This is a genomic window from Pseudoalteromonas sp. S3260 (assembly GCF_005886925.1).
GTDB classification, from domain to species: domain Bacteria; phylum Pseudomonadota; class Gammaproteobacteria; order Enterobacterales; family Alteromonadaceae; genus Pseudoalteromonas; species Pseudoalteromonas tetraodonis.
Map to the genome: position 1 here is coordinate 1 of NZ_PNCV01000001.1, position 15058 is coordinate 15058.

A 15058-nucleotide genomic window follows, 5' to 3' on the forward strand; every position below is an offset into this window, starting at 1 on the left:
GATTACCGCTCAACCCTGCTAGAGTCTGGGATTAAAATGCGCTAGCCGTGCTGTATTTGGACGCAACCACCAAAAAAAGTGATAACAGCTTATTTGCAATTCCCGAATTTGCTATTGGCCATCAACTAAATGAGCGCATTAATATTGGCCTATTAGTTTACGGTAACGGCGGAATGAACACAGAATATGTGGCTGATTCTGCCCCTCAAGGCACATTTTATGGCGGCACCACTGGTGTTGACTTAAAACAGTTATTTGTCAGCCCAACCATGAGCTATCAATTAAATGAACAAATACGCCTAGGTGTATCTGCTATTTATGTAGTGCAACAATTTGAAGCACAAGGTTTGGCAAATTTTGCCGCTTTTTCGCAAGCGCCAGAGGCGCTGTCTAATAATGGCGTTGATACCAGCACAGGCATTGGAATACAACTTGGGATCAGCCACATTATTAATTCGTCATTTAGCTGGGGCGCCAGTTACCGTTCATCAGTGTCTATGGATAAATTTGACCGTTACAGCGGGCTGTTTGCAGAGCAAGGCGGGTTTGATTTACCAAGCTCTATTCAGCTCGGTACCGCTTGGCAGTTTTTACCATCGCACCAAGTGGTGTTTGATTGGCAAAAAATAAATTACAGTGAAGTAAAAAGTATCGCCAACCCTGTTACTAATTTAATGTCAGCGCCACTAGGGGCTGAAGCCGGAGCAGGCTTTGGTTGGCACGATATGAGTATTTATAAACTGGGTTATCAATGGCAACGCACTGAGCAACAAAAAATTAGGTTTGGTGCTTCTTATACCGAGCAACCCATTCCATCATCTGACATTTTATTTAATATTTTAGCGCCCGGTGTGCAAGAATGGCATTTTACAGCAGGCATTAGTCATGCACTTAGTGACGCGGTGCAATTTAACGCAATGGCTTTTTATTCACCTTCTAAAAATGTAACAGGTGCAAACTATTTAGCGCCTAATCAACAACTATCAATTTCAATGGAACAATCAGGATTGGGTGTATCCCTTGCTTGGAGGATTTAAACGATGACAACCGAATTCACACCACTATCTGGGGCTATTGGCGGTGGTTTAATTGGTCTAGCCTGCGCGTTATTACTGGTTTTATTTGGTAAAGTAGCGGGAATTTCAGGGCTTATAAAATCAATTTTTAATCCACTGGCAGCAGCTTCTCGTTGGAAACTTTGTTTTATGATGGGGTTATTACTAGCAGGTGTATTTATACAATTATTTGCCCCTGAGCTGTTAGTAGGTGAATTAAGCTTATCCCCTTGGATGATTATTATTGCAGGGCTTTTGGTCGGTGCGGGAACCACGTTAGCGAATGGCTGCACCAGTGGTCACGGCGTGTGTGGTATGTCGCGCTTTTCGGCTCGTTCATGGGTATCAACCTGTACGTTTATGGCAATCGCCATTATCACCGCTAATTTAGTAGGGTAAATCATGCACGCAATTATTACGCTTATTTTAGGGTTTGTATTTGGTTTGGGACTAATTATTAGTGGCATGACCAACCCAGATAAAGTGCTTAACTTTCTCACTTTTAATCAGCAATGGGACGGTAGCTTAATTATTGTTATGGCTGTTGCAATGACCATTATGATGGGCGCATGGTTTTGGCTCACTAAAAAAGGCACGCCGGTGTTTACCGACAAACTAAGCCTTAGCGATTTAAAAAAGGTCGATACGCGGTTAATTACTGGCTCTATTTTATTTGGTTTAGGTTGGGGCTTAAGCGGCGTGTGCCCGGGCCCCGGGCTTGTACAACTGGTATCACTTAAAACAGAGTTTTGGTTATTTTTTGCTTCAGTACTTGGCGGTATGTGGCTGACCAAAAAAGTATAATATGAATTGCCGAGCACGCCTCGGCCACTTAGCATGCTAACCGTGATCTATGCTGTGTGCTCTTCAGCTGCTGCTCAACTGAGTATATTACCAATCACTGTATATAAATCATCGCTATTAAAGGGTTTGGCTATAAAGTCATCCATACCAACAATTAAACAGCGCTGCTTATCTTCTTCATAAGCATTTGCAGTGATCGCCACTATAGATACTCAAAGCCGGTTGATTGCACGTGTTACGGAGATGCATGCCCATTATTACACGACAGTGGCTGATTTTGGTCGGGAATTTGCATGTTCAGTGGCGAGTAGCATGGCGGAATTTATTGGAAGGCTAGATAACCCAAGCAATGAGATTTGGACGATCAAACGGGACGATAAAATCCATCTGTTGCCATTGATAGTGAAGATCTTGGGCATTAGCTTTTGCCGATGCTCAGGGTTTCGTCCAAATCAACTTATGGACTTTCTCAGGGCTTAATGCAGCTCGATATCTTTACGAAAGTCAGGGCTTTGCATTGGTGGAAGAGAAACTAGGCTCAAAATGGGGTATAGAAGTCTTGGAGCAACGCTTCACCAGGTGCATATAAACGTGAATAAATATTTAAGGAGTCTCAATGACAGCTACAAAAGAAGAAGTTATCGCTTTCATGAAATCGGAGTTTCCACAAAGTAAATGCGTTGTGGAAGCAGTGAGCAACGGTAGAGCGACTGTATCTCATCATGTAGGTCAGGATGAATTACGTCCTGGCGGAACGGTTTCGGGGCCTGTTTTAATGAGTGTGGCTGATGTGGCACTTTATGTGGCGATACTTGGTAAAATTGGCATCGTGCCATTGGCAGTAACAACTAGCCTTAACATCAACTTCTTACGTAAGCCATCGGCAAATGAGCGAATCATTGCGGAATGTTCTCTGATAAAAGTCGGCCGTACTCTCGTGGTTGGGGAGGTTTCTCTGTACTCTGAGGGGGTGAGTGATTTAGTAGCACATGTTGTGGGTACATACTCTATACCGCCCTATACATCGAAACGAAGTGAGAATATTAAAACAATTAACTCTCTGAAAGCTTGACTCCGTTTAAAAGAAAAAAGGCAGTTATTTGAGGGGAAGATTAGTGGTTACCAATTGCAATCTTATATAAACGCCTACTTCAGGCCTGCAGCGGAGGCATTGAAGCAATTCGAGGCTAACAAACAAAGTCAGTCGGACAGCTAACGCTGTCGCTGCTTTGGGCGTAGAACGTTCGCCCCTTGTCTGAAGCGGACTTGCGCAAAAGTTATGTCCAACGTCCGCTAATCGCTCTTTGCCGAAGTTCGGCTCAGTGCCATGAGCAGTCATTCATGATCAACTTGTTTCTGCCCCAAAACGAGTCAATGCAAATGCTCCAAGGCGTTGTTTCGAGCAAGGAACGGGCCTATAGCTTAACGATATTTGTGCAGTGAGACAACTATGGTTAAATGTTAACGACAGCGTCGCCCAACCATTGGTTGAAGCTTAATAAATTACCTATTTACATTTCTGAGGTTTGCGTTTAAGGGCGTCAAGTATATTTACTGACTTGAGAATTTAATTTATCTCCAAGCATGTAATCAAGCAGCAGGTTTCTAGTTAAAACTTACCATTATATATTCCAGTAAAGAGTAGTTTTTTACGGGTTTCTCTTGTGTTTAAATGCCTCAACAAAAGCTAAAAATGCAGGTGATGACTGTCTTCTGTTGGGGTAATAAAGGTGAAATCCTGGAAAATACGGTGTCCAATCAGTTAATATCGATTTTAATCTACCATCATTCAGATAAGGTCTTGCCAGTTCTTCAGGAACAAATCCGAGACCAATACCATCAACGGCTGCATTCAGGACATGTATAATGCTGTTAAATACAATGTGCCCCTTACCCTTAACAGTAAACTCTTTACCATCTTTTTCAAACTCCCATGCATACACAGATCCTTCTGGCCGATGTCGAATATCAATGCACGAATGCTCAGGTAACTCGTAAGGTGTTTTAGGCTCTCCGTGTTGATTGAAATAATTGGGAGATCCAACCACAACGAGGCGTATATCGGGACCTACGGGAAGCGCTATCATATCTTGATTGATTGATTCACCTAAACGAATACCCGCATCAAACCTATCGGTAACAACATTGGTAAATCCATAATCGACGTATAGTTCAATAGTTACGTCAGGAAAATTCTCCAAGAATTGAGCCAGTTTAGGTCTTAAACAGAGTTCAATTTGATCATCTGTACACGAAATACGAATCGTGCCAGATGGTTTATCTCTTAGCTCTCCCAGAGCTTCCACCTCCTGATTTATCATCTCAAAAAGGGGTGACAAAGAGGTAATTAATCGTTCTCCCGCTTCTGTAGGTGATACGTTCCTAGTCGTTCTAGTTAGTAACCTTAGTCCCAGCCTTTCCTCTAGACTTTTCATTCTATGACTTAATGCTGATGGGGTAATACCAAGTTTTGCAGCTGCCTTGGTAAAGCTTTCATCTTCAGCCACGGCAAGAAAAGCTTGTATGTCGTCAATTTTTGTAAAATTCATTATTGAGTTTTTCTCACAAGTTCATCAAATTACATGCTACTAATCATGTTACTTAATCTGTGTCAATATTTAAATTAATAATCAGCTATTCAATCAAGACATGATGATACAGGGGACATACTTATGGCTTTAATAGATAGTACTAAACATGCTGAACAAGAACAGGTGTTATCAAATGTTGAGCCGTCTCGACGCGCCTTTTTGAAAAAATCTGGCGCATACGCTACCGCATTAGGCGCTCTATCAACTTCGGGCTCTGTGTTTGCTGCAAGCAATGGAGCTCCAACACTGACACTCTCAACTGAATGGGATAAGACCTTCGATAAAAGTGACAAAGTGGAGCATAAAAAAGTCAGCTATAAAACCCGCTATGGTATAACTCTGGTTGCAGACCTGTATGTACCAATAAATATCACAGGAAAACATGCGGCGTTAGCTGTGAGTGGCCCGTTTGGTGCCGTTAAAGAGCAATCATCTGGACTTTATGCCCAAACAATGGCAGAAAGAGGGTTTATTACGCTCGCTTTTGATCCGTCTTATACGGGAGAAAGTAGTGGTGAACCACGTAATGTTGCTTCTCCTGATATCAATACCGAAGATTTCAGTGCTTCTGTGGACTTTCTTGGCTCTTTACCTAATGTCGACCGTGAGAGAATTGGTGTTATTGGTATTTGTGGCTACAGTGGTATGGCACTGACCGCAGCAACGAGCGACCCACGCATTAAAGCAGTCGCAACCGCTTCAATGTACGACATGTCTCGAAGCATGAGTCGTAGCTACAAAGACAGTTATACAATGGAAGAACGCCATAAAGTTATGGATTATCTTGGTCAGCAACGTTGGGCCGATGTCGATCGTGGCAGTTATGGTTTGGGTTACCATGAGGTTCCGTTCGATGACAATGGAAATATTGTCACTGGGGAACGTGTTCTGCCGGATACCTTATCTGCGAACCCAAACCCGGTACTTGCCATTTTCTTTGACTACTACCGTACCAAGCGTGGTTTCCACCCACGAGGTATTAATTCTGCATCAGCTTGGACTGCCACGACACCAATGTCATTCTTTAGCTTCCCTATGTACGCCAACATAGAAATGATCGCACCGCGACCAGTGCTATTGATTGCAGGTGATAATGCACACTCTCGTTATTATTCAGAAGATGTACACAAGTTGTCTCCTAATAATGCTGAGCTGATGATTATTCCTGACGCAGATCACGTCGATCTCTATGATCAAATGGACAAAATTCCATTTGATAAGTTGACGGCGTTTTTCCAGAAAAGCTTAGCTTAATAACTGGGCTAGTTAACGATGCATAAGATAACTAAAAGACTCATATATCCTGGTTTAATGGTTTACTCAAAGGTCGGTAGGACAAGCGCCGCATCGTGACGGTACTTCTTCATGCCGCTTTGTTTGTCAATATGCTCATTCTGTTGATAACGAGTATTGTGATTTCTAAAGCAGTGTTCGGTTTTCTGCTTATTGGGTAAAGGTAATTGTAGGTGTCCATTTAGGAACTCACTGGCCGAAAATCATGGGATTGAGCCGATCTTTGGTGAAGAATATATACAGGAAAATAGCTCTTCGCATTGCTGTAGCTTATATCGTGGCATTAGGCATATTGAGTTGCTCGGATCTGGGTATATGGACGAAACTTACGTTTAACTACAGCCTTGATGTATGGAACTTCAAAACGTCTGTTACCCCTTTTTTTTGGTCATTGGCTAACGGTCATCTCACTTCTTGCCGTTGTGACGCATTACGCTATGAAATATTGGCGTACCCAAAGTAGACAAGCCACAAGTAATTAATATATGGAAAGATGGCTAGATATTCCATTGCCATTTTTACCGAAGTTTAGATAGGTATAAAGATTTTATGAATTCTAAAGTTGAACGAGTGGACTCAGAACTTAATTTAGAACAGAGACAAAACAAAACTGAACCGGCTTACTGGAGTGGTATTTTTTCCATGACACTTTGCGTGTTTGCACTAGTTGCTTCTGAATTTATGCCAGTAAGCCTATTGACTCTAATATCGAGTTCTTTAGACGTTACTGAGGGTATGGCTGGTCAAGGGATCGCCATCTCCGGTGCATTTGCTGTGGTGACTAGTTTATTTATTTCAACACTGGCGGGCAATGTCAATCGTAAGACATTACTTTTGGTTCTGACCGGAATGATGGGGCTATCGGGTGCCATTATTGGCATTGCACCTAATTATACCATCTACATGGTGGGCCGAGCGATTATTGGAGCTGTGATTGGTGGATTTTGGTCAATGTCTGCGGCAACTGCGATGAGGCTCGTTCCAGAAAATAAAGTCTCTCGTGCGTTAGCTATTTTTAATAGTGGTAACGCACTTGCAATGGTGATTGCAGCTCCTTTAGGTGCGTATTTAGGCACACTCATTGGCTGGCGTGGGGCTTTCTTAGCATTAATCCCGGTTTCAATCATTGCATTGGTCTGGCAGTGGTTGAGTTTACCCTCGGTGCCAGTTGAAAAACGCACGATGAATTTAAGAAGTGTGTTCTCTATTTTTTATCTTTTTCGACGCCCAGTCGTCGTTGTCGGAATGATTGCAGTAGGCATTTTCTTTATGGGGCAGTTCAGCCTCTACACCTACATCAGACCGTACCTTGAAAATGTTACCCACACTGATCCCACTACGTTATCAATGACTCTGATGATCATAGGCGTGACTGGATTTATCGGTACGACAATTATTAATAACCCCCTCAAACACGGGTTCTACACAACCTTAGTGACGATTCCACTGATAATGGCCGCTATCTCAATTTCCTTAGTTATGTGGGGACATCTGGAAGGTTTAGTTATTGCACTGTTAGCTATCTGGGGGTTTGTTGCCACATCTGCGCCTGTTGGGTGGTGGGCTTGGGTGCCTAAAACATTCCCAAATAGTGCCGAAGCAGGAGGAGGATTAATGGTCGCAGTGGTTCAGTTATCTATCGCACTTGGCTCTACGGTAGGAGGAATTTTATATGATGTCAGCGGATACGAAAGTACCTTCCTTTCGAGCGCAATTCTCCTATTGATTGCTGCTGCTATGACGTTGCTGACAGCCAGAATGACGGTGAAATAAAACTCTGAAACAGCGTGTTATCGCTCATTCGGAATTCCGTCATTCGTGTTGATTGAGCAATTATGCTGGATTTTCAGCTTAACGTTATAGTCTGGTTCTACGTTATGCACAGTGCTAGATAAAAACTTCGTTAGAGAAATTACTCTAGAAGCGTGAACTTATCTTGAAATAATTCAGAAGAAAATATGAACTATATAGTTTATATACTAAATTAAGGAGTATGGATCAGAACCTTCGGAGCCTGATCCTCACAACGAGTGTTTCAATCTTGCCAGCACACTTCCACTCATTTACCGTATCAGGATATAGCTCCGCCACTTCATTTTTAGGTTTCATCGCATTTAGCATTGCTCGCCTTACTGCATCGTAGCTAGGTTCACTGAAGCTGAAGTAATAGCCAACGATACAATGGCTATATACATCTACTAACATGGTGAGTGTTGGCCGACCAAGCGGGATATGTAGCTCATCATCCAATAAAATAAGATCAAGCGGTGTATGGTCAATTTCAACTTTTTCGAGTACTCGGGTAGGCCGTCTATGCCCTTCTACTTTATTAAATGCAATATCAGCAAGGCGCTTACCATAACGAGCAATCATTACTTCGTATTGCGGTAAGTTATCTATTCTGTTTTTAAACGCTTTGTATGTTAAAGGCTTTAAATCACTGCCAACAACACTGTCGTTTTCAATAATAACTAAGTCTTTATAAAACTTGTAAGCCGAGGCCACCGAAGGTTTTTCTTTTACTAAATAACGCTCAAGTGCTTTTTCAAAAAACTTATCAGTTGCTGTCTCGCGTTCCCTGTTACCTTTTTTTGGTGGCTTGGTATTAGCGCCATGATATTTTTATCCGCATTGGTATAAGCGCTATACCATCGTGCTGCTGTTCTCCAACTGGGCTTTTTTTCTCCCTCAACTTCGGACATTACTTTCAATAAAGGCTCAAGGTTTTTTTGTGTCCAACCGCCTTGAATATTAGCCTCAAGCCATTGAATATATTTAAGCTTAGCAAATGTTGTTGTTTTAATTTTTTCAGGAAGGGCTTGTAAATCTTTGGCGTAATTTTGAGGTGGTTTGGTCTCTACTTTTGGTAACGGCTGGTTAAATTCATCATCAAACAAACCATCATTAAACATTATTAGACCAAACTGCTGTTTCTATTGATATTTCATTTGTAGTTAAGTCGGCAAATAACTGCCCTAATGATAATAATCGTAGCACTGTAGCAAGTAGCTCACCGGCAGTTGCTTTTAAAAAGCTAACTAACTGGCCCACTTTAATAGAGCCGTATTGCTTAACAAGTTCTAGCACCGATGCTTGCAACTCTGTTAAAGACTGAAAATCAGAATAGCGATGTACAAGCTTTAAGTTATTGAGTGTTGGGTATACACGGATTTGCTTATCAGTAACCAGTATTAAGTCGCGTCCATCCTGCTTAGCGATGGCTTGCTTTTCAATAAAACGTGCACGAAAGTCTTCATCGGCAATTTTGCTTTGCGGTTTTACTTCTATAAATTTTTGCGTGCCGTCTGTGTGGGTAAGTAAAAAGTCAGGTGTGTAACGGCAAATACGGTTATCAAACTCATATTCGTAACCGATTGGTTGTGCTTCAAATGCGGCTATTGATGGTGAAAATTCAAAATGGAAACAGGCATCAAACTCTAAAGTGGATTCAACTAAACAGGTAGATTTATTTTTTGACTAGCAAATTTATGGAGGTTTTTAACACGGGAGTGTTTGAGTTTTCTTTTGTACATGTGAGTCAACCATCTAACCATTTGGTTAAATACTAGACTATGCCACCTTATACTTCCAATTTATGCCATCTTTTAGTACAAATATGTCAACTTATACTTCAAACAACACCCAAATGAGGAATTTGGGTGGCAGTCTTACCAGCCACATCTCGGCACACACGTCACAAACTGTGGCTGCTCCCTTCCGGGCCTGACCAGGTTCGCCTGCTAGTGTTGCGAGAGGACCAATAAGACTACCATTGAGGGCCTTGGTTGGCGCGATTGAGATTATCTCTACTTTTACTCTGTTATTCAAGGGATAATCAAAAAAGAAAGTGCGATTGCATACTTCATATACAATCGCAGGGTATTTAGTTATTAAAGCGGTTATTAATTACTCTCTAACTGCGCTTTTATATTACGTAGCGCTGCTTTTACCTTTTTCATGTTCTCTGGGCCCATGCGTAAAAGTTGTTTTTGTGCACCGGGTAATTGCTCCCACTCAGAAAACGCATACTGATAAGTAACCGAGTCACGCAATAAAGGTAAGCTGCCTTTTGGCTCCGGAGTATCAAGTAGCAAGTCAATGGCATCTTCAAGTGTTTGTGTAAACTCATCATCGCCATAGCCAATTTCAGTGTATGCACTGTTGATTAGCGGTTTATATTCTTCATATAAACGAACAGCTTGTGCGGCACTCATACTTGTTAGTACTTTTACATATGGGGTGTAGCGTTCATAGCTATTAGGATCAATGGTTAAAATATCGCCTTCGTTTACGCTAAAACCTTCTTCTAACTTTACAACTGGGGTATGTTTCTTAGCTACCTTACCTTTTGCTAAGTTATCGATAAACACCACACCACGACGAATAACATCATCGTTTAACACTAGGCTCATTGCCGCATCGCCTAAGTATTCATCTAATTTTGCAACCACGACAGGATCGCTGTCATTTAATGTTGGTAGAGGTACAACCTCAGGCTCTGGCTCAACGTCTGGACGCTGTGTTGGCACCGCTAGCTCTTCAGGTTTTTCTGGCTTAACCGATGGCGCCCCCACCACTGGGTCGTTTTCAGGTTTTAGCTCCATAACGGGTTGCTCTTTTATGGGTTCTTCAACCTGCATAACTGTTTCTGGGGCTTCGCTTGGTTTTAATAATACAAACGCGGCGGCAATAATAATGATTAATAAAATAACCCCTGCGAAGATAAGGTTGTTATTCGGTGGACGTTTTTGAACATCTGATTCTGATGGTTTATCTGACATACGAACTCCATAAATATAAAAATGCGATACCGTTTAGAGTACTCTAAACAGATTTAATTCCTAACTTACACTAATATTCATTAATAAGTAGGGTCTGTTGACCTTTCCGGATTAAAATTTGTTCAGCCCCCTTGGGTAGAGGATGTTTAATTTTCAAGCTACGTTATCGCCTATTTTTGGGAAGTAACCACAATACATAGGCTCAGCCTTGCCTAAAAAAAAAACACACTACTAAAAATTCAACCTCGAAAGATAAATAGACTCTAACATATCCTTTGATTCTTCTAGCTTAAAGACTTACAGTGAATAAATAAAGTAAAGACAGCGAACAGTTTAAATACCTAACATGAAAATTAAGCAAGTCGATCCTAGTAAACCTAAAATTGCCTTATTACTAACAGGTGGTGGTGCCCGAGCGGCTTATCAAGTGGGTGTTTTGAAAGCGTTAGCACAAAGTATGCCCAGAACCGCCCCGCTCCCCTTTAGAGTGATAAATGGCACCTCTGCCGGTGCAATTAATTCTGCGGCCTTAGCATGTTACGCCTCATGTATGCATTTAGCGGTAAGAAAACTAGAAACAGTTTGGAAAAACTTTTCAACTTCGATGGTATATAAAAGCGACTTTTTAAGTGTGTTTGGTCATATTACCCGTAATATTTTAACCAGTTTCCAATCAGAGCATATAAACCATCCACCAGCAAGCTTGTTAAATAACCGACCACTTAGAAAACTGTTAAACGATATACTAGATTTACATCGTATTGAGCGTAATTTACACCGTGACTATTTAGAGGCGCTGTCTATCACTGCATCCAGTTATACTACTGGCGATTCTGTTGCTTTTTTTCAGTCAAATACTCAGCATTCTTGGCAACGAGCCAAGCGCGAAGGACGCGCTACTCGTATCAATGTTGAACACCTAATGGCCTCAAGTGCCATTCCTATGGTGTTTCCAAGTGTGAATATTTATAACCATTACTTTGGCGATGGCTCAATACATCAGCTTTCACCTTTAAGCCCCTCTATTCACTTAGGGGCAAATAAAATATTTATTATTGGGGTTGATCAACCCAAAGAGCCACATCCTCCAGGGTACTCTGCACATTTCCCGGGGCTTTCGGCCGTGGCAGGGCATTTACTCGACAGTGTATTTACCGACACCATGCAATCTGATTTAGAGCGCTTGGACAGAATAAACCGCACACTCGGTTTATTGCCCAATAAGCATAAGCATCAAGAGTTGAAACAAATAGATAGCTTTATTATTAATCCATCGCAAAACTTCAATGCCATTGCCGCGCAGTATTACGATGATATGCCTTGGGCGATAAAAGTTTTATTACGTATGATCGGGGTAAAAAAGCGCTCTCAGTCGAGTTTGACCAGCTATTTGTTATTTGAAAAACGCTACACCCAGCATTTAATTCAAATCGGATACGACGATGGTATGAAACAACTCCCTGAAATCAGGAAGTTCTTAGAGCTAGAGTAAGTTTTTTTGCTTGATGGGCTACTCTATACCATCAAGTAAATAATGCTCAACACGTTCTACACGCCGTGGTTTACCTTGCAGCACTAGAATATCATTAGCATACAATATTGTGTGTTCTTGTGGTGTGTCTATTTCTTCGCCCTCGCGGCGAAGCGCCTTAATTAGCACTTTTCTTTTTGCTAAATTGAGTTCGCTAATTGCTTTATTAACCGCAAATGCTTTATCTGGTAAGGCTATTACATGTAAATACTCTAAACGCTCTGGCAAGTTGGTATCGCTGTCAATATTTTCGCCGGCAAAAAAGCTGTGCAATAATTTATAACGGTTTCGTCGCTCACTACTAACACGGCGAATAATACGGCTCATTGGCACACCAGACATTGACAACACATGCGACACCAACATTAAGCTTGCTTCAAGCGCCTCAGGCACAACCTCAGTAACCCCTAGCGCTTTTAAGCGCTCTAACTGACTATCATCACGGGTTCTTATGAGTATTTTAACCTTAGGTGCAACCTGTTTAATGGCATTAATGACTATTTGAGTTTGTTGAAATTCGGTAAAAGTAATAATGACTAGTCGCGCTCGCTCTACCCCCGCACACTTTAAAATATCTTTTTGCTCAACATGACCAAATATTAAAGGCTCGCCCGCCGCTTTTCCTTCTTGCACTAGTATGGGATCGCTTTCAATGGCCACATAATCAATTGCCTCTGGGGATAAAAAGCGGGCAATAGTTTGTCCTACTCGAGAAAAACCGCATATCACCACATGGTTATGATAAAGCGTGCTACTTTGAAGCTCGTCTTCAAAGGCAAACTTTGCGCGCTCTAACATGCCTAGTCGTTTCAAAATAAAAGGGGTTTTATCAATTAAATAGGGCGTAAGCGCCATAGAAATTACGCCCATGGCAATTAAAAATGATACTTGCTCAACGCTCAGCAAGTTATGCTGTGCAGCGAGTGCAATTAACACAAAGCCAAACTCACCCATTTGCCACAACATTATAGCGCATGCTAACGCATCTTGTTTTAGCTCTCCCATAAATAAAGAAGATAACATCACTACGGCAATTTTTAAGATTAAGATGCCCATCAAGGCAACAATAATAATACCCGCATGATCAACAACAAAACCAATGTCTAACTGCATCCCCACGGTTACAAAAAATAACCCCATGAGAATATCGCGAAACGGGCGAATATCGGCCTCTAATTGATGACGATAGTGGCTCTCCCCTAGCATCATGCCTGCTAAAAAAGCCCCTAATGCCATCGATAAACCAAAAGAGTATGTGAGTAACCCTGCAAACAAAGACACCAATAACGTGGTTAATACAAACAGCTCATCGCTTCGTGCTAGTGCCACTTCTTTAAACACCTTGGGCAAAACCCACTTGCCAATAGCCCATAGCAATACACACACAAACGCGCCTTTAGTCAGCGCAAACAGTAATGCCCAACCAATACTATTGGGATCACTGCTGGCAAATAAAGGCAAAATAATGAGTAACGGCACAACCGCAATGTCTTGAAATAGTAAAACACCGATTGCCAATTGCCCTCGGCGTTTATTTAAATCACCACTCTCTTTTAATAATTTAGCAACCACTGCCGTAGAGGAGAGCATAATAATAATGCCGATGGTAAAACTAGTTAATAAACTAAAATTTAATAAATAAAGGATTAAAATAAGCAAGATACTGCTGACTATGACTTGCAATGAGCCTAAGCCAAATACGATATTTCGCATTGCCATTAAGCGCGATACAGAAAACTCCAGCCCTAAACTAAATAACAAAAACACAATACCCAGCTCAGCAATAAAGTCCATTTCATGGCTTTGTGCCATCCAACCAACGCCATGGCCACCAGCTAGTATACCTACCGCTAAATAAGCTAATACAGGGGGAAGCCCTATTCGCTTAAATAGCCATACAAATAGAACCGCAGCAACTAAAAGTCCAAAAACCTGAGCATTAATATTTTGCAATGCAATCCTTATAAGCAATCAATGGAATGTAACTTAACTATAGCAACCGTATAAGTTTCAGCCAGAATGTAAATATGGCATATAACCTGCTTAGTTATAAAAAGTAATACTATAGGGGGAAGAAATAGTGGAAAACGTTCATATTTTGACACAACGTATCTCTGGTCGCGGCGAATTTTTGCCGTTCTCAGCAGAGCAATATAATAGCAATGCACCGACAGCACTGCATGAGCTAGCAGCTAAACTGCAAACGAGCTTAGTTTTAGAAGATATTTTAGGAACGTTTGCAAATTTTGCAAAACAACTGCTTAATTTTTCTGGTGTGCATTTTAAAGCAACAAGTATTGATGTAAAAACACCCAATAGTGATGTTGAAAATCCAGCGTACTCGTTTGATTTAAAAGTTGAAAATGAGTACTTAGGCACATTAACTTATTATACAAAGTATCCGCTTAGTGCGGCTATTGAGAAAAAGCTACAACACTTTCATAGTGTACTAATTTATCCATTGCGTAATGCGCTTATGTATAACCGTGTATTAAGGTTAGCCACAAAAGATTCATTAACCGGATTAAACAACCGTAGTCAATTTAATGACATGTTGCTACAAAAGCTTGAAAATCATCGACGTAACGGTCATTCGTTTAGTTTAATGCTGCTTGATTTAGATAATTTTAAGCAAGTAAATGACAACTATGGTCATAAAATTGGCGATGACGTTTTAATCGAGTTTGCTGCGGTTTTATCTAGTAGTATTAGGGGGACTGATTCGGTATTTCGCTTTGGTGGCGATGAGTTTTCAATATTAATCGAAGACCCGGCTTTTACCACCAATAAAGTGGTGGCTGAACGTATTATGCGTTTAGTCAGAAACTCACCGATTATGTCTAAATACAACGTCACAGCCAGTATTGGTTTTACGCTGACTAATAGCGACGATTGCCAGAACGAGATATTTTCTCGCGCAGATAAAGGCTTATATAAAGCAAAAGCATCTGGGCGAAACTGCGCAAAAGCCTATTAAGTAATAAAAACATTATTTTTAAAAAG

The 15058-nt window shown here is 41.2% G+C and carries 14 protein-coding genes, 1 other RNA gene and 2 pseudogenes; 8 read left to right on the plus strand and 9 right to left on the minus strand.

The features are described from left to right. Positions 1–47: 47 nt before the first annotated feature. Genes CWC14_RS00005 through CWC14_RS00015 form a run of 3 tightly spaced genes read left to right on the plus strand, consistent with a single transcriptional unit; the run spans position 48 to position 1859 of the window. Complete coding sequence (locus CWC14_RS00005; protein WP_249928655.1) at positions 48–1037, plus strand: OmpP1/FadL family transporter; 990 nt, start codon at positions 48–50, stop codon at positions 1035–1037. 3 nt (positions 1038–1040) lie between these two features. After that, positions 1041–1454, plus strand: coding sequence for a YeeE/YedE family protein (locus CWC14_RS00010; RefSeq protein WP_076922230.1), 414 nt, complete (start codon positions 1041–1043; stop codon positions 1452–1454). A 3-nt stretch (positions 1455–1457) separates the two neighbouring features. Continuing rightward, the gene (locus tag CWC14_RS00015; RefSeq protein WP_076922229.1) at positions 1458–1859 is read left to right on the plus strand and encodes a DUF6691 family protein; all 402 of its coding nucleotides are present in this window, start codon (positions 1458–1460) and stop codon (positions 1857–1859) included. A 74-nt stretch (positions 1860–1933) separates the two neighbouring features. Here CWC14_RS00015 and CWC14_RS00020 read toward each other — a convergent pair. Then, positions 1934–2071: pseudogene (locus CWC14_RS00020) on the minus strand (response regulator); the annotation flags it as partial. A gap of 404 nt (positions 2072–2475) precedes the next feature. Here CWC14_RS00020 and CWC14_RS00025 point away from each other — a divergent pair. Then, positions 2476–2931, plus strand: coding sequence for a PaaI family thioesterase (locus tag CWC14_RS00025; protein WP_008464865.1), 456 nt, complete (start codon positions 2476–2478; stop codon positions 2929–2931). Between the two features lie 577 nt (positions 2932–3508). Here CWC14_RS00025 and CWC14_RS00030 read toward each other — a convergent pair. Further along, on the minus strand, positions 3509–4408 hold the full coding sequence (locus CWC14_RS00030) for a LysR family transcriptional regulator (protein WP_138560599.1): 900 nt from the start codon (positions 4406–4408) through the stop codon (positions 3509–3511). 123 nt (positions 4409–4531) lie between these two features. On the opposite strand from CWC14_RS00030, the gene CWC14_RS00035 reads away from it, so the two are divergent. Together CWC14_RS00035 and CWC14_RS00040 are read left to right on the plus strand one after the other, a co-directional pair. Beyond that, complete coding sequence (locus CWC14_RS00035) at positions 4532–5704, plus strand: alpha/beta hydrolase (RefSeq protein ID WP_076922226.1); 1173 nt, start codon at positions 4532–4534, stop codon at positions 5702–5704. 588 nt (positions 5705–6292) lie between these two features. Beyond that, a complete protein-coding gene (locus tag CWC14_RS00040; RefSeq protein ID WP_138560601.1) occupies positions 6293–7516 on the plus strand; it encodes an MFS transporter in 1224 nt (407 codons plus the stop codon). 225 nt (positions 7517–7741) lie between these two features. Here the strand turns inward: CWC14_RS00040 and CWC14_RS19540 are convergent, their stop codons facing one another. From CWC14_RS19540 to CWC14_RS00060, 6 genes and pseudogenes are all read right to left on the minus strand, one after another. Then, the gene (locus tag CWC14_RS19540; protein WP_249928657.1) at positions 7742–8248 is read right to left on the minus strand and encodes a TnsB C-terminal domain-containing protein; all 507 of its coding nucleotides are present in this window, start codon (positions 8246–8248) and stop codon (positions 7742–7744) included. A 17-nt stretch (positions 8249–8265) separates the two neighbouring features. Then, positions 8266–8655, minus strand: coding sequence for a hypothetical protein (locus CWC14_RS19545; protein WP_249928658.1), 390 nt, complete (start codon positions 8653–8655; stop codon positions 8266–8268). After that, positions 8648–8830: a hypothetical protein gene (locus tag CWC14_RS19550; protein ID WP_249928659.1), complete on the minus strand. Its 183-nt coding sequence runs from the start codon at positions 8828–8830 to the stop codon at positions 8648–8650. The genes CWC14_RS19545 and CWC14_RS19550 overlap by 8 nt, the downstream gene beginning before the upstream one ends. Positions 8831–8983: 153 nt before the next feature. Continuing rightward, positions 8984–9142 (minus strand): annotated as a pseudogene (locus CWC14_RS19555) (Tn7 transposase TnsA N-terminal domain-containing protein); the annotation flags it as partial. Positions 9143–9409: 267 nt separating this feature from the next. Next, an RNA gene (ffs, locus tag CWC14_RS00055) (signal recognition particle sRNA small type) lies at positions 9410–9506 on the minus strand. A 139-nt stretch (positions 9507–9645) separates the two neighbouring features. Beyond that, positions 9646–10524 (minus strand): DUF3014 domain-containing protein, encoded by an 879-nt coding sequence (locus CWC14_RS00060; RefSeq protein ID WP_138560603.1) that lies wholly within the window; start codon positions 10522–10524, stop codon positions 9646–9648. A 346-nt stretch (positions 10525–10870) separates the two neighbouring features. On the opposite strand from CWC14_RS00060, the gene CWC14_RS00065 reads away from it, so the two are divergent. Continuing rightward, entirely contained in the window at positions 10871–12016 is a 1146-nt protein-coding gene (locus CWC14_RS00065) for a patatin-like phospholipase family protein (RefSeq protein WP_016899295.1), read from the plus strand. An 18-nt stretch (positions 12017–12034) separates the two neighbouring features. On the opposite strand, the gene CWC14_RS00070 is transcribed toward CWC14_RS00065, so the two are convergent. Then, positions 12035–14008: a monovalent cation:proton antiporter family protein gene (locus CWC14_RS00070; RefSeq protein WP_016899294.1), complete on the minus strand. Its 1974-nt coding sequence runs from the start codon at positions 14006–14008 to the stop codon at positions 12035–12037. 127 nt (positions 14009–14135) lie between these two features. Between CWC14_RS00070 and CWC14_RS00075 the strand changes: the two genes are divergently transcribed. Further along, positions 14136–15032, plus strand: a complete 897-nt coding sequence (locus tag CWC14_RS00075) for a GGDEF domain-containing protein (protein ID WP_016899293.1) — start codon at positions 14136–14138, stop codon at positions 15030–15032. Positions 15033–15058 lie beyond the last annotated feature (26 nt).

Bases quoted from the DNA above. Each gene is read 5' to 3' on its own strand.
- CWC14_RS00010 (WP_076922230.1), top strand. From the start codon at position 1,041: ATGACAACCGAATTCACACCACTATCTGGGGCTATTGGCGGTGGTTTA.
- CWC14_RS00015 (WP_076922229.1), top strand. From the start codon at position 1,458: ATGCACGCAATTATTACGCTTATTTTAGGGTTTGTATTTGGTTTGGGA.
- CWC14_RS19545 (WP_249928658.1), bottom strand. From the start codon at position 8,655: ATGTTTAATGATGGTTTGTTTGATGATGAATTTAACCAGCCGTTACCA.
- CWC14_RS00040 (WP_138560601.1), top strand. From the start codon at position 6,293: ATGAATTCTAAAGTTGAACGAGTGGACTCAGAACTTAATTTAGAACAG.
- CWC14_RS00025 (WP_008464865.1), top strand. From the start codon at position 2,476: ATGACAGCTACAAAAGAAGAAGTTATCGCTTTCATGAAATCGGAGTTT.
- CWC14_RS00030 (WP_138560599.1), bottom strand. From the start codon at position 4,408: ATGAATTTTACAAAAATTGACGACATACAAGCTTTTCTTGCCGTGGCT.
- CWC14_RS00060 (WP_138560603.1), bottom strand. From the start codon at position 10,524: ATGTCAGATAAACCATCAGAATCAGATGTTCAAAAACGTCCACCGAAT.
- CWC14_RS00035 (WP_076922226.1), top strand. From the start codon at position 4,532: ATGGCTTTAATAGATAGTACTAAACATGCTGAACAAGAACAGGTGTTA.
- CWC14_RS00065 (WP_016899295.1), top strand. From the start codon at position 10,871: ATGAAAATTAAGCAAGTCGATCCTAGTAAACCTAAAATTGCCTTATTA.